Below are 19,847 nucleotides of genomic sequence, written 5' to 3' on the forward strand. Positions count from 1 at the left end.
GGCGCGTTTCCGAGAAACTACGCCGACTTGCGCACCGCGTTGTCGACCAGGGTCTTGCCGAGCGACCAGATCGCGCCCGGCACCTTGTGGCTGGCGGCGATGGTATCGTCGAAGGCGCGTTCGATCCAGGCGCAGTCGTCTTCGGTGATGGTCAGCGGCGGCAGCAGCTTGATGGTGTGCAGGCCGTGGCCCGCGACCTGGGTCAGGATCTTGTGATCCTTGAACAGCGGCACGGTGATCAGCTGGACGAACAGGCCCTTGTTGGCGGTTTCCAGCATGGTCCACGACGCCTTCAGCCGGAGCGATTGCGGCGGGCCGAATTCGACGCCGATCATCAGGCCCTTGCCGCGCACTTCCTTGAGCAGCTCGTAGCCTGGGACCATGCGCGTGAGCGCCAGCCGCAGCTCGGCGCCGCGCTTGGCGGCGGCCTCGACCAGCTTCTCGGCCTTGAGAACTTCGAGCGTCGCAATGCCGGCGGCCATCGCCAGATCGTTCTTGGCGAAGGTCGAGCCGTGCACCACGGCGCGGTCCATGCGGTTGAAGATCTTGTCGAAGATCGACTTGCGCGTCAGCACTGCGCCGACCGGGACGTGGCCACCCGACAGCGCCTTCGACAGCAGCACCATGTCGGGTTCGACGTTCCAGTGCTCAACGGCGAGGAAGCGGCCGGTGCGGCCCATGCCGGTCTGGATCTCGTCGGCGACGAACAGCGTGCCGTAGCGTTTGCACAGCGCCGCGGCGCCCGGCAGGAACTCGTCGGTGGGCATGTTGACGCCCTTGCCCTGGATCGGCTCGACGATGAAAGCGGCGACCTCGCGGGTCGACAGCACCTTCTCCAGCGCTTCGAGATCGTTGAACGGGATGGTGGTGACGCCCGGCAGCAGCGGCCCGAAGCCGCCCTGGAAATTCTGGTCGTCGGTCAGCGACAGCGCACCATAGGTCAGGCCGTGGTAGCTGTGGTCGCAATTGACGATGCCGTTACGCCCGGTCGCGCCGCGCGCGAACTTGATCGCCGCCTCGACGCTCTCGGCGCCGGAATTGGCGAAGAACACCTTGTCGAGATACGGCACATGCTCGAGCAGCCGCTCCGCCAGGATACCGGCCAGCGTCGAGACGTCGAGCTGCACCAGGTTGGGCAGGTCGGCGTCGAGCACGCTCTGCAGCGCCTTGCGCACCACCGGATGGTTGCGGCCGAGCGCGAAGACGCCAAAGCCGCTGAGCAGATCGAGATAGCGGGCGCCGTCACGGTCGTAGAGGTACTGACCGGTGCCCTTCTGGAAGCCGACGTCGTAGCCGATGGTTTTGAGGACGCGGACGAGCTGCTCGTTGAGATGCCGGGCGTGCATCGAACTGCGGTGCGCTTCGCGCGCCGCGAACATCTCGGCAAGATCTAAATTCGGCTGGTACATGGGCTACTTACGTCGCTTGTTGGACCCGCCGTCAACACAAAAGGCTGGCGGTGCGTCGCACTCGAGCTTTCTTTTCAGAGTTGTGATGCGCGGGTGACATGCCGATGTCACGGCGTCTCCCGCATGGCGCACGACCCCTACCCCCGGACGTGGGTATAGTCCGATCGCGGGGGGTGACGCCAGCCCTGTGACGCCACCTGCGGCAATCGCGCCTTGCTTGCCGGTCTCAAGCCGATTTCATGCTCCGGAACACCCCGGTGCGGGAAAAACGCCTCCCCCGGCGAAGTCCCGGTCCGGGGCCTCGGCCCGCGCCGACGCCCCGAACTTTGCGACTCACAGATCGGTATCGCCGGACTCGTCGATGTGCCGCGGCTTGCCCATCAGGGCCGGCTGGAACAGCAGCACGGCGCCCAGCGTGGTCAGCAGCGACAGCGCCAGCAGCTTGCCCATGCTGGCCGTTCCCGGATGGCTCGACAGCCACAGGCTGCCGAACGCGGTGGCGGTGGTCAGGGCGCTGAAGAAGATCGCCCGGGTCAGCGCCGACTGCAGCAGGTTGGTGCGGCCGGAACGCCAGGCCGTCACGTAGTAGATCTTGAACGCGACGCCGACGCCGAGCAGCAGCGGCAAGGCAACGATGTTGGCGAAGTTCAGCGGCAGATCGATCAGCACGCAGATCTCCAGCGTCACCGCACCGGCCACCAGCAGCGGTACCAAGGTGAGTGCAACGTCGGTAATCCGGCGCAGCGTGATCCACAGCAGGATCGAGATCGACAGCAGCGCCCACAGACCGGCCTGGATGAACGAGGCGACGATGGTATCGCCCGACTTCAGGATCGACACCGGACCACCGGTCGCCAGCGGCTCGGCCTGCAGCACGGCGGCGGCGAATTTGCGCAGCGTGTCGTTGTCGTTGGGATCGCCGCTCGGCAGCACCTCGACGCGGATCTGACCGTCCTTGGTCTTCCATGACGACACGATATCGGCCGGCAGGTTGTCGAGCGTTACCGGCTGCGCTTTCAGCATGTTGCGCAGCAGCTCGAAGTCGAGCAGCAGCGGCCGCACGAACACGTCCTGAGCCTTCTCGCGCAGCGCCTGATCGGCGCCCGCAAGCTTGGTCAGAGCGGTGGCGAGCCGGCGCGAGGCGTCGGCGCCGGGTCCGGTAGTCTCGCCGGCGGCGCGGCGCAGCGCTTCGGCCGAGCTCTTCAGCGACGCGATGTTGTCCTGATCGGACGGCGGCGGATCGACCTGTTCGGGATTGAGCGCGGGCTCCAGAACCTTGGCACCGGCCTGGATCAGCTTCAGCTTCTCCGGCTGGTCCGGCGGCACGAACGTGTCGAGCGAGATGGTGCGCGACACCTCCGGCAGCTTCGAGAGCTTAGCTTCGATCTCGCGCGCCGCCTGCTCGGACGGTGCCATCACGTTGACGGCGTTGGCGCCGGTATTCGGATCCTTGCGCAGGTCGAGGAACGTCGCGATCGACTCGACCTTCGGGCTGCGCAGATTGATCGGGTTGAAGTCGAAATGCATGAAGTACAGCAGCGGCAGGCCGGCCAGCGCGACGCCGATCGTGCCGACGATGATGCCGATGCGGTGCTTCTCCAGGAAGTGATCGACCGGCGCCAGGAAGGCGTAGCCGAGCGGCTCCTTCTCACCCGCCGGGTTCAGCAGCTTCAGCAGCCCCGGCAGCACGGTGATGCTGGTGAAGAACGCGATCGCCATGCCGGCACCGGCGATCTCGCCGAGTTCGGAGATGCCCTTGTAGGAGGTCGGCAGGAACGACAGGAAGCCCGCCGTCGTCGACATCGCCGCCAGTGACAGCGGCACCGCCGAGTATTCGGCGGCCTGCACCAGCGCCTTATCGAGGTCGCCGGTCTTGTGGCGTTCAGACCGATAGCGGACGCTGAACTGGATGCCGAAATCGACGCCGAGGCCGACGAACAGCACCGCGAACGCGATCGACAGCAGGTTGAGCGAGTCCACCAGCATCAGGCCGACCGCGGTGGTGATCGACAGGCCGATCACCAGATTGGCGGCCACCGCAAAGATGATCTTGGAGGAATGCAGCGCCATCCAGAGGATCAGCAGCACCACCACGACGGTGCCGATGCCGTTGACCACGGCGCCGTCCTTGACAGTGGCGAATTCTTCGTTGGCGATCGGCACCGGACCGGTCAGCCGCACCCGGGCACCGAAATCCTGCTCGATCTTGAGGTCGACGGCGGCCTGACGGATCGCGTCGGTGGCGGCCTTGCCGGGTTCCAGCGCCTTGAAGTCGAGGATCGGCTTGACCTCGATGAAGGCGCGCTTGTCGCCGTCGGTCAGCGGTTCCGGATTGACCAAGCCGCGCCAGGAGAAGAACGCCTGCTGCTTGCCGAGCACGTCCTCGACCGTCGCGGCGACGGCGTTGAAAGGTTTCGCAGTCGAATCGAGCGTCAGTTCCCCGCGCTTCAGGCCCACCAGACCGGTCTCGAGCGCCGCCGTCAGGCCGCGGATCGACGGATCGCCGGCCATGATCTCGATCAGCGGAACCGCCTGCTGGAACTGGCCGGTCGCCTTGGCAACTTCGTCCTTGGGCAGGAACAACAGCCCGCTGCGATCGAAGAACGGCCCGCCGCCGAGCCGCTTCACCGAGTCGAAGTTGATGTTATTCTTGGACAATTCGGCCGTGAGCTTGGCCGCCGCGGCATTCGCGAATTCCGGCGTCGGGGCCTCGACGACCGCCAGGATCAGCCGTTCCTGGTCGAAGGCCTTCTCGAACGCGATATCACGTTTGCGCCAGTCGAGATCAGACGAGATCAAATGATTGATGTCTGTGTTGATCCCGAAATGTTGGTAAGTATAGAAACCTGCTGCAACTGCGAGAAATACGCCGATCAGCACAGTAAAAGCCGCAAAACGGGTGCTGGCTCTGACAATGGAGACGATGGCACTTTTCAGCACATTCACTCTTTCTATTGCTACCGGCTGGCCTAAAATACGGCCACCCCGCCGGGTTCCGAGTCGATCGAACTGGTTTTGATGGTTCTGCGACCAAGGACTGGACAAAATGGCCGAAAACAAGCCGGCGGAGGTGTGTGCGCGGAAGTAATCTCACCAGGCCGGATTGCCAAGGGCGTTTTGCATTGCGTGCTGCACTGCGCCAATAAGTCCCCTGCGTCCCTTGCGGTTGCGGGTGTCCCCATACCAGCTAGATCATGCTACGGGAATGCGACGTGCTGCCAGGAGACCGAACAATCATGAGCGTGGTGCCCCTTGTCTGAAGTCCGCCCCCTCGAAGTGTTCCTTGCCCAACCCCGTGGTTTCTGCGCTGGCGTGGTGCGTGCCATCGAGATCGTCGAGCGCGCACTGGAGAAGTACGGTCCGCCGGTCTACGTGCGGCATGAGATCGTGCATAACAAATACGTGGTCGAGAGCCTGAAGGCCAAAGGCGCGATCTTCGTCGAGGAGCTGTCGGAAGTTCCGCCCAAGGCCGTGACCGTCTTCAGCGCCCACGGCGTCGCCCGCAGCATCGAGGAAGAGGCCGCGGCGCGCGACCTGCCGGTGCTCAACGCCACCTGCCCGCTCGTGACCAAAGTGCATAACCAGGGCAAGCGCTATACGTCGAAGGGCCGCACCCTGATCCTGATCGGCCATGCCGGCCATCCGGAAGTCGAAGGCACGATGGGTCAGGTTCCCGGCCCGGTGCTGCTGGTGCAGAACCTCGAGGACGTCGCGGCGCTGACGCTGCCGCCGGAAACCCCGGTGGCGTACATCACCCAGACCACGCTGAGCGTCGACGACACCAAAGACATCATCGTGGCGCTTTCAAAGAAATTCCACGATATCGAAGGCCCGGACACCCGCGACATCTGCTATGCCACGCAAAACCGGCAATCGGCGGTGCGGCAGATGAGCAAGCTGGTCGACCTGATCCTGGTGGTCGGAGCCAACAACAGTTCGAACTCCAACCGGCTGCGGGAAATCGGCACCGAAGCCGGCATCCCGAGCTACCTGATCGCCGACGGCAGCGAACTCGACCCGGCCTGGCTCGACGGCAAGAAAGCAGTCGGCATCACCGCCGGCGCGTCCGCGCCGGAAGTTTTGGTCGACGACGTGATCGAAGCGCTGCGCCGGATCGTCCCGGTCACCGTCTCGGTGCTGCCGGGCCGCGAAGAAAACATCGAATTCGTTCTGCCTGCGGAGCTGGCGACCGCCTGATCCGCCCCAACCGACATGCCGTGAAAGAGAAGATTTCGTAATGGCTATTCCGTTTCACAAGGAACTGGTGATCGGCGGTTATCTGCTCAAGCAGAAGCTGCTCGGGCGGAAGCGTTATCCGCTGGTACTGATGCTGGAGCCGCTGTTCCGCTGCAACCTTGCCTGCGCCGGCTGCGGCAAGATCGACTATCCCGACGCGATCCTGAACCGCCGGATGACCGCGCAGGAGTGCTGGGACGCCGCCGAGGAATGCGGTGCGCCGATGGTCGCGATCCCGGGCGGCGAGCCGCTGATCCACAAGGAGATCGGTGAGATCGTGCGCGGCTTGGTGGCGCGCAAGAAGTTCGTGTCGCTGTGCACCAACGCGCTGCTGCTCGAGAAGAAGCTGCATTTGTTCGAACCGTCGCCCTATCTGTTCTTCTCGGTGCATCTGGACGGCCTAAAGGAGCACCACGACAAGGCGGTGTCGCAGGAGGGCGTGTTCGACCGCGCGGTCGCAGCGATCAAGGCCGCCAAGGCCAAGGGCTTCACCGTCAACGTCAACTGCACGGTGTTCGACGGCTACGCCGCCGAGGACATTGCCAAGTTCATGGACTTCACCGAGGAGCTCGGCGTCGGCGTCTCGATCTCGCCGGGCTACGCCTATGAGCGCGCCCCGGACCAGGAGCACTTCCTCAACCGCACCAAGACCAAGAACCTGTTCCGCGAGGTGTTCGCGCGCGGCAAGGGCAAGAAGTGGAGCTTCATGCACTCCAGCATGTTCCTCGACTTCCTGGCCGGCAACCAGGAGTTCGAGTGCACCCCGTGGGGCATGCCGGCACGTAACATCTTCGGCTGGCAGAAGCCGTGCTACCTGCTCGGTGAAGGCTACGCCAAGACCTTCAAGGAGCTGATGGAAACCACCGATTGGGATTCCTACGGCACCGGCAAGTACGAGAAGTGCGCCGACTGCATGGCGCATTGCGGCTACGAGCCGACCGCGGCGATGGCCTCGCTCAACAATCCGCTGAAGGCCGCCTGGGTGGCGTTCCGCGGCATCAAGACCTCGGGTCCGATGGCGCCGGAGATCGACATGTCGAAGCAGCGCCCGGCGCAGTACGTGTTCTCCGAACAGGTCGAGAAGAAGCTGTCCGAGATCCGCCGCGACGAAGCCACCGAGGCCAAGGACAAGCGCCAGTCGACGGCGGCCTGATCGCTCCGACAACGGCTTCAACATCAAAAGCGCGGCCTGCGGGCCGCGCTTTTTTTGTTGCTCATCTCGGTCCGCTCAATTCATCAGATGCTTGACGATGTCGGCTTTGACCTTGCCCGGCAGAGGGACGAACTGCAGCGACCGCGCGATGCCGTCGCCGTGCGCGTAGGCCCATCGGAAGAAGTCCAGCACGGCGGCCGACGTGGCGCGCTTGGCAGGGCTTCGTGGCACCAGCGCAAAGGTCGCGGTGACGATCGGCCAGGCCTGCTCGCCGGGCATGTCGGTGAGATCGACCGCATAGTTCGGCACCGACCAATCACCACTCTCGGCGGCGGCCGCGAAACTGCTTCCGTTCGGCAGCACGAACCGGCCTGCCTTGTTCTGCAATTGCACGGTCGCAAGATTATTGGCGGTGACGTAGGACAGCTCGGCATAGCCGATGCCGCCGGGCGTCATCGGCACCGTCGAGGCCGAGCCGTAGCTGCCTTTGACGCCCGCGCCGACCGGCCAGCTCAGGGTCATGCCGACCCCCATCTTGTCGCGCCATGCCGCGCTGTTCTTCGACAGATAGCGGGAGATCGCGTAGGTGCCGCCCGAGCCGCCCGCATGATACAGCAGCGAAATCGGCAGGTTGGGCAGCGCGAGACCGGGATTGAGCTGCACGATCTGCGGGTCATCCCACGATTTGATGCCGCCCATGAAGACGTCAGCCAGCACAGGCGCGGTGAGCCGCAGCTTGCCGGGCAGGACTCCGGGAATGTTGACCACGACGGCGTAGCCGCCGACCACGGTGGGGAACTGCATGATGTCCCCTTCCTTCAGTTTGCTGTCCTCCATCGGCACATCCGACGCGCCGAAATCCGTCAGGCCCTTCAGCACCTGGAGTTGTCCGACCGACGATCCCGAAGGCTGGTAGTTGATCGCCGCACCTTTGGTCGTTTTCAGTTGTTCGGCCCATTTGATGTAGATCGGCGCGGCGAAGGCCGAACCGGTCCCCATCACCGGCGTCTCGGCATGACCAGCCGTCACGCCGGCCATGCCGATGGCGAGCGCCATCACAGCGGTGCGAAGTGCACGCATCTCGATTTCCTCTGTGGCTGCAATCGTGCGGGATTAGTCGACGCCGTTCAGGGCGAATTCGAAGATGTCGTAGTTGCGCAACACGCCTTTAGTCGCGCGCTCGCGGTAGTCCCGCTTGAGCGGGCGCGACAGCACAAACGGCACGCGCTGCTCGCCGAGGCCGCCGTGCGAGCGCAAGCGATGGTCGCCGAGTGCCGACAGATCATGATCTTCCCGCCGCGCGCCGACCACCGTGCCGCGATCGGTGAACACCGCGAAGTCGCCTTCCCGATCCGGCGGCAACTGGTAGCGTTCGCACACTGTGGCGCGATCGAGCACCAGCTCGACGCCGGGCAGCGACCGCGCAAAGCTCATCATCGCCGCGATATCGCAAGGCTTGAGCAGGTGGACACGCACGAAGCCGCCGAGCGCGCCGTGATGCCGGACGAACGGATCGGCGATCGGACAGATGACCCGCGCAACGCCGGCCCCGAACTTCTGGTTCAGCGCATCCTCGAGATAGACGACCTTGGGCCGGCCATCCGCATCGGACTTGTCGGCCATGCCATGATCGGCAGTCAGGGCAACGGTCGCACCGAGTTCGATCAGCCGCGCGATGCGGCGATCGACCGCTGCGTGGAAGTCGTCCGATTCCGCCTCGCCCGGCTGGTACTTGTGCTGCACATAGTCCGAGGTCGACAGATACATCAGCTCGGGCTTGGCAGTCTCCATCAGCCTGACGCCGGCATCGAGCGCGAACAGCGACAAGTCGGCGGAGTATTGATCCGGCCGGCCGCGGCCGACCAGCTCCTCGCCGCTGTTGAAGCCGAGCGCGGTGAGGTCGGCGACATTCGGATGTTCGGACGAGAAGGCGATGCCGTCCATCTCATAGGCGAGCACTTTCAGGAGCTTGTCCTTGGCGGTGACCACTGCGGTCCGCACGCCCGCTTTGCTCATCGCACCGAGAATGGTGCCGCAGCGCAGGCGGCGCGCATCCGTCACCATGATCTCTTCGCCGGTGTCGGCATCGAGATAGTAATTGCCGTTGATGCCGTGGATGGCGGGAGAGACGCCGGTGACGATCGAGGTGTTGTTGGTGTTGGTGGTGGTCGGCACCGTCGCCAGCGCCGTGCCGACATAGCCCGCCGACCTCAGCGCGCCGATCGTCGGCAGGACGCCGTCGGCGATGCCGCGCTCCAGATATTCGGGGTCGAAACCGTCGAGGCAGATCACGACGACGGGTCGTGGCGGCCTGGCGTAGCTGCGGCCGTTGGCTTCGATCAAAGGCTGGGTCGTCATGGGGGCATCCGGGTTTCTGAATGCCGCCTGGTGTGGCGGCTGACGTCCCGGGTCGTAGGCCGTTCACATGTGAGAATCGATCGAATAAAATCGACAGATACGTGAGGATAAGTCGCATGTCTGGCGCTGCTCTCCGGCCGCCATCGTCACACGGAGGTCATGGTGAAAGAACGAGAACTGCCGCTTAGCGCCCTGCGAGCGTTTGCAGTCGCGGCGCGCAGCGACAGCCTGAGTGCGGCCGCAGAGGAGCTTGGGGTCACCCACGGCGCCGTCAGCAAGCAGGTGCGCCTGCTGGAGGACTGGCTCGGCCAGCAGGTCTTCACCCGTGAAGGCCGCAGCGTGGCGCTGACGCCCTATGGCAGCGTCCTGGCGGAGCAGCTGAGCCAGTCGTTCCGCAATATCGAAGCCGCCTGCCAGTACGTCCGTCGTCGGCGCAGCAAGGCGGTGCTGGCAGTCGAGGCGCCGTCGACATTCGCGATGTATTTCCTGATGCCGCGGCTGAAGCGGTTCGAGAAAGCCAATCCCGATCTGGCGGTGTGGATTTCGACCCGGATGACGGGGCAAACGCCGGACGTGGCCTCCCACGATCTTCTGATCACCCGGGGCAGCAGCGAAAAGACCGGCGGCCCTTCGAAGGCCTCGACGCCGTTGTTCGAAGAGCACCTGACGCCGGTCTGCAGCCTGGATCTGGTTCAGGAGAGGACCATCGAGAAGCCGGAGGATCTTCTCGCATTTCCGTTGATCACCTCAGCCACCCGGCCGGGGCACTGGGAAGCCTGGCTGCAGAAAGCGGGAATGCGCGACCACCTGTTTGAAGGCGGCCACCGCTTCGACCACATGTTCGTCGCGATGCATGCGGTACGCGAGGGATTCGGCTCGATCGTCGCGCCGAAGGAGTTCTTTCCGGGTAAACCGGAATGGCGGCTTGTCTGCCCGTTTCCGGACGTGGTCGTGAAGGGCGAGAAGTATTTCGCTCAGCCGACCTCGCGCGCGGACCCGCGCTATCTCGGCCGGTTCCTGGATTGGCTGAAAGACGAAATCAGGACGTGAGGATCAAAGAGGCCTTACAACGCGCTCTGGATCAGCGCGTCATCGGCGCAAGCCACGTCCGCGCCGCCCTCACCGGCGGCGCGCAATCCGCTCAGATCTCGGCGACGAGACCGCCGCGGCCGAGCACGGCTTCCTGCACGAAGTTCCGGCAGCCGCGCAAGGACCGCAGCGCGCGGTTGAAGTCGATGCCGGTCGACACCAGCGAGCGGATCGAAGTCGGGTGACGGGCGATGCCGCGCAGCACCTTGCGCAGATCGATCTCGCCGTTCGGCTTGATCGCAGTGGAGACGACTTGCGGCAGACTGCGGCCCGCCGGGTCACTGATCACCCGCAGCGCCGCGAACGGCAGGTTGGCCGCAGCGGCGAAATCGGCGGCGATGTGGCTTTCCATATCGACCGCAGCCGCACCGGTCTCCGAGCGCAGCGCCGCCTTGGCGGTGCGCGCTGCGATCACCTGCTCGGCTCCGACCAAACCGCCGCGCACGACGCGCTGACGGCCGAGCCCGGCGCTTCGCAATAATTCGTCGGTCAGTGCAACTTCCGAGGCCCAGCGGCGTTCACCCGCCACAACCTCGGTGGCGATGACGATGTCACCCGCCTCGAGAGCGGGATCCAGTCCCCCGGCGACGCCGAAGCTGATCACGCCGCGGATCGACGATGCGTCGAAATCCGCCATGATCGCGCGTAATTGCTTCGGATCGCTGCTGCTGCAGATAACGGTGAGGCCCGGCCCCGCCGCGATACGTGCTTCCTGAATCAGGCCCGTCACAATCAGTACCGGCCGCGGATCTTGGCGATGCGCCGCGGCCTGGTCGTCCACTGCCCCCAGAATCACATTCCGACCCCTACCAACTTGCTGTTCGTGGCCTGCAAGTTCCGGTACCGCGCTAGCGCCCAGAGCGGGAAGAACTTCGAATAGCCATGATACCGCAGATAAAACACCCGCGGGAAGCCCGTCGCCGTGTAACGCTGCTCGTCCCACAGTCCTTTTTCGGTCTGTGTGCTTTTCAGGTACTCGATGCCCCGTGCCACGGCGGGATGATCGACCTCACCCGCAGCCATCAGGGCAAGCAATGCCCATGCCGTCTGTGAGGCGGTCGAGGGGGCACTTTCGTAGCCGCGGTAATCCAGTCGGTAGCTGACGGCGTCCTCGCCCCAGCCGCCGTCGCGGTTCTGCACCGACTCCAGCCACGCGACCGCCTTGCGGATCATCGGATCGGCATGCGGGACGCCGGCGGCATTGAGGGCGCACAGCACCGACCAGGTGCCGTAGATGTAATTCATGCCCCAGCGGCCATACCACGACCCCTCAGCGAGCTGGGTGTCGCGCAGATAGCCGACCGCGCGGGCCAGCGCCGGGCTGCTGTCGATCGTCTCACCGAGCTGGGCCAGCATCGAGACGCAGCGCGCGGTGACGTCCTCGGTCGGCGGATCGAGCATCGCACCGTGGTCCGAGAACGGGATATTGTTCAAATAGTACTCAGTGTTGTTGATGTCGAAGGCACCCCAGCCGCCGTCATCGCTCTGCATCCCCTCGATCCACTCGCGGGCGCGGGCGATCGCGGCGTCATAGGCGGGATTGGGCTGGTCCTTGCGGGCGCGGTCGAGCGCCATCACCACCACCGCGGTGTCGTCGAGATCCGGATAGTGGGCGTTGTTGTACTGGAACGCCCAGCCCCCGGGGCGGACGTTCGGGGCCTTCACGGCCCAGTCGCCCTTGACGTCGAGCACTTGGCGCGGGAGCAGCCAGTCGAGCGCCGGCCGCACCGATTTGGCGCCCTCGTGGCCGTCCGCCTCGAGCACCGCGTGGCTGGCGAGCGCCGTATCCCACACCGGCGAGACGCAGGGCTGGCAATAGGCTTCGTCGCCGCGATCGACCAGCAGCAGATCGATGCCGCGGCGCTGGCTGGCGCGCGGCGGATAGTCCTCGGGATAGCCGAGCGCCTCGTACATCATCACGGCGTTGGCCATCGGCGGGAAGATCGCGCCGATGCCGTCCTCGCCGTTGAGCCGCTCTTCGATGAAGGCCAGCGCCTTGTCGATCGCCCGCTTGCGGATGCCCTTCGGCATCACCGGCTCGATCGCGCGCAGCACGGCGTCGATCGATCCGAACAGCTTGAACAGCGCCCAGTTCTGATGCGGCGCCTTGGCCGGCATGCCGATCGTCTTCGGGTCCTGCAGGAACAGCTCGTCGATGCCGACGCCCTTGGGGTTCTTGGCGCGCGGCTTCAGCGCGCACAGCACGAGCAGCGGCACCATCGTGGTGCGCGCCCAATACGAGACCTTGGTCAGCGTGAACGGCGACCAGCTCGGCAGCAACATGATCTCGACCGGCAGCACCGGAACCGCGCGCCAGGTGGTCACGCCGTACAGCGACAGCAGGAACCGGGTGAAGACGTTGGAATGGATCGCGCCGCCGCGCGAGCGGATCGCCTCGCGCGCCCGCACCATATGCGGGGCATCGATGCTGTCGCCTATCATCTTCAGCGCGAAGTACCCCTTCACGCTGGCGCTCATGTCGAAGTCGCCGTCGTGGACCAGCGGCCAACCGCCATGGGCGCCCTGGATGCGGCGCAGATACACCGCGATCTTGGCTTCGAGCGTGGCGTCGACCGGCTCGCCGAGGTAGTGCCGCAGCAGCACGTATTCGGCAGGAATGGTGCAATCGGCCTCGAGTTCGAACACCCAATGGCCGTCATCGCGACGATAGTTCAGCAGCGCGCTACGCGCCGCATCGATCGAAGCTTCGAGCGCGTTGCGCCCGACACCAGTCGTGTAGCTGCCGGAATCCATTTTATCTGCTGAGTCTCCGTGTTGAGGGCCGGATCAGGTGCGCCCGGCGGCCAATACCAGGTCCGCGGCACGGTTGCCGGACCGGACCGATCCTTCGATGGTCGCCGGTAACCCCGTATCAGTCCAATCGCCTGCGAGATATAGGTTTCTCCACTGGGTGACCGGCCCGGGGCGCAGGGCGTTCTGCGCCGGTGTAGCCGCGAACGTCGCGCGGCGCTCGCGGACAATTTGCCACGGCGGCAGATTGGCCGAGATCCCCGCGATCTTGCAGATTTCGCCCCAAACTTCGGTCGCCAGCTGCTCGCGCGGCGCATCGACCAGCCGGTCGCCGTTGCTGATGGTGACCGACAGCCGGTTCGGGAACGCGAACAGCCACTCCACCACCCCGCCGATCACGCCGGTCAGGGCCGGCATGCCGGGCGGCGGCGCATAGTTGAAATGCGCATTCACGATGGCGCGGTATTCCTGCGGCGTCTTCAGGCCGGGCAGCAGCGAGGCGGCCGGACGCGGCGGCACCGCCAGCACCACCACATCATCCGGGCCGAGGGTGACGACATCCTCACCGCCGAACTGCAGCGCGCCGACGCGGTCGCCCGACATGGTCAGCGCCCGCAACTCGTGGCCGAACCGCACCCCGGGACCGGTGGCAGCGAGCTGCGCCACCGCCGGCTCGACCAGCACGGCCGACAGGCCGTCACGGGCGATCAACGGCCGGCAGGCCTTGCCGCCAGCCAGCAGCGTCTCGCGGACCACCGCGCCGGCGAGACCCGCCGAGCCTTCCGGCGGATCGACGTTGAGCGCGGCGAGCAGCAGCGGCGCCACCAGGCGATCGTACAGCGGGCCCGAGCAGTTGATCGTATCGCCGATCAGCTTGGTGGTCGGCGCCCACAATAGCGGCATCAGGCCGAGGTAATCGCCGATCGAGGTATCCGGCACGCGGCTCTTGGCATCGAACAGCCACAGCGGAAGCTTGCCGCTGCCGAGCTTCAGCCGCCAGCGCGCGTTGGCCGGCAGATCGATGAAGTCGAACTCGGCACGCGCGGGACCGACAAGGCCGGCCTCGGTGCCGATCGTGCGCGCGTAGTCGCAGGCGGCCTGATTGCCGGACAGCAGCAGGTGATTGCCGTTGTCGATGACGAGCCCGGTCTGGGCATCGAAATACGAGCGGCAGCGGCCGCCGGCCTGCTGCATCGCTTCGTGAACCTGGACGGTGAGACCGGCGCGGGCGAGCCGGATCGCGGCCGCAAGGCCGGAGATTCCCGCACCAATGACGTGAATTGTTTTCGACATCACACGATCGCGTATTGCAGCAGGATGGCGATCTTCGAAGCCTTGCCGAGCTTCACCGGGGCGCGCGGCGCTGCGAAACCGCGCGCGATCAGAAGCTGCAAGATCGAGTAGTAGTACTTGCCCATGATGCGGGGAGCCTTAACCACCCGGCGCGGATTGCGGTTCATCACCTTGTCAGCGGCGGCGAAATGCGCGAGCGCGCGCTCCACCAGCGGCGCGCAGACGCTCGGCAGCGCCGGATGCGCCGCGACCACGCGCGGATCGGTGGCGGTGATACCGGCCTTGTGCAGCAGCTCGCTCGGCAGATACAGCCGGCCGATACCGGCATCTTCGTCGATGTCGCGCAGGATGTTGGTGAGCTGCAGCGCGCGGCCGAGATGATGCGACAGTTCGATGCCGTCACCCTCCGGCAGACCGAAAATGCGTACCGACAGCCGTCCCACGGCGCTGGCGACGCGATCGCAATACAGATCGAGCGTGGCTTCATCGGGCGCCCGGATGTCGGCGTCGACATCCATTTCCATGCCGTCGATGATCGCTTCGAAATCCTCGCGCTTCAGCCCGAAGGTGCGCAGCGACTCCTGATAGTCGGCAAGCCGCGGCGGCGGCGCGCCGCGATACAGCGCCGCGATGTCGTCGCGCCATTGCTGCAGCTCGGCGACCCGCTGCTCGCGCGGCCGATCGGAATCGGCGATGTCGTCGACGAAGCGGCAGAAGCTGTAGACTTGGAACATCGCCTCGCGCTGCGGGCGCGGCAGGATGCGCATCGCGGCGTAGAACGAACTGCCGAGCGCGACGCCTTGATGCGCGGCCGGCTCTGGCGTGGCGTGAACGGTCATGCGCGCGGTGCCGGATGCGACACCGGCCCCTTTCCGAAGCTGCGACGGACGATCTCCGAGCTCATCGCGCCGAAGCTGGCGATGACGAATTCGATCGGCTTCAGATGCACGCGCTCGCTGAGCGGATCGCGGGTCTGCAGCATCCGCACGATGCGATCGGCATAGGCCTGGATCACCGAGACTTCGAGGCCGAGCCGATAATCCTTGATCTCGGCGGCGAGCGGCCGGCCGTCGCCAAGCAGAGACCCGGTGCGAACCGCGAGACCCTGCAGGCACTTCAGCAGCGCCGGCGACGACTTCTGCAGGCCGAGGTCTTCGACCTTGGCGCCGGCGGCATCGAGCACGTCGCGCGGCAGATACACGCGATTGAGGGTGCGATAGTCCTTGCCGCAGTCCTGCAGGTGATTGTTGATCTGAAGCCCCGCGCAAAGCGCGTCGGACGCCTGCCACGTGGTGGTGCTTTCACCGTGGACGTCGAGCATGAAGCGGCCGACCGGCATCGCCGAATAGCGGCAGTAGTGGATGACCTCGTCCCAATCCTCGTAGCGCAGCTTGGTGACGTCCATCCGGAATGCGGTCAGAAGATCGAGGGCGTGGCGCGGCGGCATGCCGCGCTCGGCCAGCGCCCGGCGCAGATGCACCGCCTCGGGCTGGGTCTCGCCGCGGCCGAGCAGCTCGGCTTCAAGCAGATCGAGATATTCGAGCTTGGTCTCGGCATCGAGCATCTCGTGATCGGCGATGTCGTCCGCGGTCCGGACGAAATTATAGAACGCCAGAATCAGGTCGCGGTGCCGCGGATGGATGATCCACGACGCGACCGGGAAATTCTCGTCCCGGTGGGTCTTGCCCGATCGAAGCTCGCTCGCAGACGTCATCGGCACTGGCTAAACACTTGGTTTGAACACGAAAAAAAGCGAACGGCCGCACCCGGCCGGGCCGGGCGCACCGTTCGCGACGCCATATAAGGGAAATCGCCGGCTAAACCAACGATCTTGACGGACGATGTCCGGGCCGCAGTTTCGCCCGGATCGCCGCCGCGGCCGCCAAACCGGGCCGAAACAGGCCCGGCGGACGCCGCCTCACCGCCTCACTGGCCGTGGCTGACCAACACCTGGTTGCAGGCTTTGCTGATCTTCTCGCGATTCTGCTGCAGGCAGGACAGGATCACCAGATCGCTCTGCTCCATCACGGAGCGGCAGAAACGCGACACGTCCCGCGAGCAGGCCTTCTGCTCGGCTTCGGTGCCGCTGCGCTGCTGTTGCTGGGCATTGGCGCCGGAGGACATCGAAACGAGCAGCAACGCGAGCGCAACCAAGGTCTTTTGCATTGTCTTCCTTCGATATGTGGCTGGGGGTCGAAACCCGTTCTCGATCACATCTACGGCGCCGCTTGGAAGGGGTCGCGGTGCACACGATCGGCACAACGGTATGATGCGTCGATCAAGGTGACAAATACGGCCAAATTAGTGCCGACGCACGCGCCTTCGCGGACGGGTGGCTGAAAGCCGCGGAATACCTGTCATTTTTTCACGGAACGTTGCCGATTTGATGCAAATACTATAGTTCCGCGAGCAGCGCGGACGGAACAACACGCGCCGTGCGCCCTGGTGTGCATGCGCAGCGTTACTATGTGATTTGAACCTGCCGCGAGGCGAACACACTAACCAGCGACGTGACGCCACCGTCGTCACCCCCGCGATCTCCCAAGGATGGCCAGAATGAGCCTGCTTCGTTCCACCACTTCCTCCATCCATGCGTTGAAGGCGGCCGGGATCGGCGCCGCGATGCTGTTCTCGGCATCGGCGGCGCTGGCAGATTCCGGACCGTTCGCCGGGTTCGAAGGAGCATGGTCGGGGACCGGGACGGTGTCGCTATCCGACGGCTCGAAGGAGCGCATCCGCTGCAAGGCGAATTATCGCGGCAGCGGCGGCGGCAATCAGCTGGCTCTGACGTTGCGCTGCGCCAGCGACAGCTACAAGTTCGACCTTTCCGCCGACGCCGCCACCAACGGCGACCGCATCTCCGGCAACTGGAGCGAGACCAGCCGCAACGTCAATGGCAGCCTGCAGGGCAAGGCCGGCGGCGGCCGGATCGAAGTGTTCGTGGAAGCCGCCGGCTTCGCCGCCAGCCTGTCGCTGACCACCCACGGCAACAAGCAGTCGGTGGCGATCAGCTCGAAGGGCGAGATCCGCGGCGTCAACATTTCGATGACCCGCGGCTGATCACCGCCCTCTTCGGCTCCATCAACACAAAGCCCTCCGGATCAGCCGATCCGGAGGGCTTTTACTTTTCGACAAGCTGATCGTTTGTCGTGCGCTACACCACCGAGCCGGCGTTGCCTTTGCCGCGCAGGCGGTGCGCGACGCTGATCAGCCACATCGCGGTCGGGCGCAGGATGAAAAGGTCGGCGATCAGTGCCGCCACCATCGCGAAGGCGCTGAGCCAGCCGAACAGTCGCAGCGACGGCAGGTCCGAGAACACCGTGACGCCGAGGCCGCAGGCCAGAACCACGGTGGTGAGGATCAGGGCCGGGCCGACCAGTACGGTGGCGCGTTCGACGGCGAGCCCGGCGCTGACGCCGGGCGGGCTCTCCAGCCGCAGCCGGTTGAGGAAGTGGATGGTGGCGGACAGGCCGAGGCCGAACGACACCGTCAGGGCGACCACGCTGGCGAATTGCAGCCCCTCACCCATCAGCCACAACAGCGTGCCGGACAACACCACCGGGAAGATACCCGGCAGGATGCAGGCCAGCATCACCACCACCGAGCGGAACGCCAGGCCGATGAAGATCGCCACCAGCGCGAACTCGATGGTGAGGCCGTGGTTGAGCTTGGAGATCATGTCGGCGCTGTTTCGCGCCGCGATTGCCGACAGACCGGTGACCGCGACTTCGTAGCCCGGATGCTTCTGCCGCACGCTGTCGAGGGCGTGATCTAGCTTCTGCACCACCGGCAGGATTTCGCTGGAGTCGAGATCTGGCACGCGCCCCGACACCACCACTGCGGTCTGATCCTCGGCGATGAAGCGCCGCACCAGATTGGCGGGCAGCAGGTCGACATATTCCTTCAGCGTGTCGACGCTGGTGGTATGCGCCTTCTCGGCGAGCCAGCGGCGCAGCGTTTCCACCGACCAGACGTTACCGACGCCGGCCTGCTTCTCGACCGTGGAATGAACCTCGGCGATGATCTGCAGGCTCTCGGGCGAATACAGCGATTGGCCCTTGGGGAATTCGATCAGCACGTCGATCGGATTGGCGCCGGTGAGCTTGGCGTCGAGCCGGTCGCTCGCCTGCACCGCCTGCTCCTTGTCGGGCACCTGATCGGCCAGGCGATAGCGCGGCTCGAGGTTGGCGTAGATCACCGCCAGGCCGACGACCACCAGCACCGCCAGCAGGCTGAACAGGCCGGGCCGGCCGACCATCCGCACCGCGATGAAGGCGCAGAACCGGCGCAGCGCGTTGACGCCGAGATCGGCGCTCTGGAATTTCGCCGCGAAGGCTTCCTCGTGGCGCACCAGCAGCACGCCGAACACCGGCACCAGCGTCAGCACCGCGACCAGCGCCAGTACGGTGGCGAGCAGGCCCGCCTCGCCGAACGCGCGGATCAAATCGGAATTGGAGAACTGCAACGCGATGAACGAAATGCCGGCGGTGGCATGGGTCAGCACGCAGGCCGGCCCAACCACCAGGACGGCGTTCTTGAACGCGGTGTATTTGTCCTCGCCCGCGATCAACCGGTCTCGTGCCGCGAAGGTGAGCTGCATCGAGTCCGAGAAGCTGATCACCATGATCAGCGGCGTCATCACGTTGAGGAACATGTTGAGGCTGAAGCCGGCCCAGCCGAGCACGCCGAGCGCCAGCAGGATCGCGAGCAGCGGCGGGAACGCCGCCACCACCATGAACGAGATCTTGCGGAAGAACAGGATGGCGATGACGCAGCCGGCCAGGATGCCGGCGAGGTTGTAGATCAGCCCGTCGCGCTCGACCGCGTTGCGGATTTCGAGCTGCATCACCGGCACGCCGGACAGTTGCCGGCTGAGGCCAGAGCCCTCGAGATCGTCGGTCATCACCTTGCGCATTTCGGCGATGGTGGCGCGCAGCCGGGTGTTGTCGGCCACCACCTTCGGATCGAGCGACAGCACGACCAGCGCCAGCGTCCCATCCTCCGACAGCAGCTTGCCGCGGATGATCTCGTTGGTCTTCACCGTCTGGGCGAACTGGTCGTAAGCCTCACCTTCCGGCAATTCCGGCGGGAACAGAGCCGCCGGCAGCTTGCCGGGCTCCGGCGCCTGCCGCGCCGAGAACAGCGAGATCAGGCCGCGCACACCGTCGATCAGTTGCAGATCGGTGACGGTGTCGCGCAGCTTTTCCAGATTCTCGCGCGCCAGCAGCTCCTTGCCCTCGACCACCATCAGCACATCGAACTCGGTCGACGGAAACCGCTTGGTGACCTCCTCGTACTGCTTGAACTCCTTGGTGTCGGAGCGAAACAGTTGGCTCAGGGAGTCGTCGATCTTGATCCGTTCGATGCCGAACACGGCGCCGACGATGAGGGCCAGCAGGATGATGCATGACACCACCGGGGCGCGCAGCGGGATCAGACCCAGCCGCTCCAGACCAAAAGCGATGCTAACCCGCCGCCGCTTCAATTCCGCGACTTCGGTGTCGCTCACGTTTCTATCCAGCATGCGCTGTTCCGTCCTGTCGATCGCTCGTCCTAGC

15 protein-coding genes are annotated in these 19,847 nt (G+C 65.2%); 4 read left to right on the forward strand and 11 right to left on the reverse strand.

Going from position 1 to position 19,847, the window contains the following annotated elements; genetic code table 11:
- Positions 1-17: 17 nt before the first annotated feature.
- Together hpnO and LRC39_RS19160 are read right to left on the reverse strand one after the other, a co-directional pair.
- Positions 18-1,409, reverse strand: a complete 1,392-nt coding sequence (gene hpnO, locus LRC39_RS19155; protein WP_107356496.1) for an aminobacteriohopanetriol synthase HpnO — start codon at positions 1,407-1,409, stop codon at positions 18-20.
- Between the two features lie 333 nt (positions 1,410-1,742).
- Positions 1,743-4,349, reverse strand: coding sequence for an MMPL family transporter (locus LRC39_RS19160; RefSeq protein WP_346295298.1), 2,607 nt, complete (start codon positions 4,347-4,349; stop codon positions 1,743-1,745).
- A gap of 312 nt (positions 4,350-4,661) precedes the next feature.
- Here LRC39_RS19160 and ispH point away from each other — a divergent pair, with 312 nt between their 5' ends.
- Together ispH and hpnH are read left to right on the forward strand one after the other, a co-directional pair.
- On the forward strand, positions 4,662-5,606 hold the full coding sequence (ispH, locus tag LRC39_RS19165) for a 4-hydroxy-3-methylbut-2-enyl diphosphate reductase (RefSeq protein ID WP_107345477.1): 945 nt from the start codon (positions 4,662-4,664) through the stop codon (positions 5,604-5,606).
- A gap of 40 nt (positions 5,607-5,646) precedes the next feature.
- Entirely contained in the window at positions 5,647-6,798 is a 1,152-nt protein-coding gene (hpnH, locus tag LRC39_RS19170) for an adenosyl-hopene transferase HpnH (protein WP_346295299.1), read from the forward strand.
- Positions 6,799-6,873: 75 nt separating this feature from the next.
- Here the strand turns inward: hpnH and pstS are convergent, their stop codons facing one another.
- Both pstS and phnA read right to left on the reverse strand, forming a co-directional pair.
- On the reverse strand, positions 6,874-7,878 hold the full coding sequence (gene pstS, locus LRC39_RS19175; protein WP_346295300.1) for a phosphate ABC transporter substrate-binding protein PstS: 1,005 nt from the start codon (positions 7,876-7,878) through the stop codon (positions 6,874-6,876).
- Positions 7,879-7,911: 33 nt separating this feature from the next.
- Positions 7,912-9,156: a phosphonoacetate hydrolase gene (gene phnA, locus LRC39_RS19180; protein WP_346295301.1), complete on the reverse strand. Its 1,245-nt coding sequence runs from the start codon at positions 9,154-9,156 to the stop codon at positions 7,912-7,914.
- 159 nt (positions 9,157-9,315) lie between these two features.
- Between phnA and LRC39_RS19185 the strand changes: the two genes are divergently transcribed.
- Complete coding sequence (locus LRC39_RS19185; protein WP_346295302.1) at positions 9,316-10,206, forward strand: LysR substrate-binding domain-containing protein; 891 nt, start codon at positions 9,316-9,318, stop codon at positions 10,204-10,206.
- 91 nt (positions 10,207-10,297) lie between these two features.
- Here the strand turns inward: LRC39_RS19185 and LRC39_RS19190 are convergent, their stop codons facing one another.
- The 6 genes from LRC39_RS19190 to LRC39_RS19215 form a co-directional block, all read right to left on the reverse strand.
- Positions 10,298-11,041, reverse strand: a complete 744-nt coding sequence (locus tag LRC39_RS19190; protein ID WP_107356501.1) for a phosphorylase — start codon at positions 11,039-11,041, stop codon at positions 10,298-10,300.
- Complete coding sequence (shc, locus tag LRC39_RS19195) at positions 11,038-12,999, reverse strand: squalene--hopene cyclase (protein ID WP_346295303.1); 1,962 nt, start codon at positions 12,997-12,999, stop codon at positions 11,038-11,040. Before shc ends, LRC39_RS19190 begins: the two co-directional genes overlap by 4 nt.
- A 33-nt stretch (positions 13,000-13,032) precedes the next feature.
- Positions 13,033-14,289: a hydroxysqualene dehydroxylase HpnE gene (gene hpnE / locus LRC39_RS19200; RefSeq protein WP_346295304.1), complete on the reverse strand. Its 1,257-nt coding sequence runs from the start codon at positions 14,287-14,289 to the stop codon at positions 13,033-13,035.
- Positions 14,289-15,128 carry a presqualene diphosphate synthase HpnD gene (gene hpnD, locus LRC39_RS19205; RefSeq protein WP_107356504.1) on the reverse strand — a complete coding sequence of 280 codons (840 nt, stop codon included), beginning with the start codon at positions 15,126-15,128 and terminating at the stop codon, positions 14,289-14,291. Before hpnD ends, hpnE begins: the two co-directional genes overlap by 1 nt.
- Complete coding sequence (gene hpnC, locus LRC39_RS19210; protein WP_264074273.1) at positions 15,125-16,003, reverse strand: squalene synthase HpnC; 879 nt, start codon at positions 16,001-16,003, stop codon at positions 15,125-15,127. Before hpnC ends, hpnD begins: the two co-directional genes overlap by 4 nt.
- Before the next feature lie 212 nt (positions 16,004-16,215).
- Positions 16,216-16,455 (reverse strand): hypothetical protein, encoded by a 240-nt coding sequence (locus LRC39_RS19215; RefSeq protein WP_011159282.1) that lies wholly within the window; start codon positions 16,453-16,455, stop codon positions 16,216-16,218.
- A gap of 390 nt (positions 16,456-16,845) precedes the next feature.
- On the opposite strand from LRC39_RS19215, the gene LRC39_RS19220 reads away from it, so the two are divergent.
- Entirely contained in the window at positions 16,846-17,349 is a 504-nt protein-coding gene (locus tag LRC39_RS19220; protein ID WP_107345487.1) for a hypothetical protein, read from the forward strand.
- Between the two features lie 94 nt (positions 17,350-17,443).
- Here the strand turns inward: LRC39_RS19220 and LRC39_RS19225 are convergent, their stop codons facing one another.
- Positions 17,444-19,813, reverse strand: a complete 2,370-nt coding sequence (locus tag LRC39_RS19225) for an efflux RND transporter permease subunit (protein ID WP_346295305.1) — start codon at positions 19,811-19,813, stop codon at positions 17,444-17,446.
- Positions 19,814-19,847 lie beyond the last annotated feature (34 nt).

The organism is Rhodopseudomonas sp. P1, from assembly GCF_039642825.1.
GTDB classification, from domain to species: domain Bacteria; phylum Pseudomonadota; class Alphaproteobacteria; order Rhizobiales; family Xanthobacteraceae; genus Rhodopseudomonas; species Rhodopseudomonas palustris_H.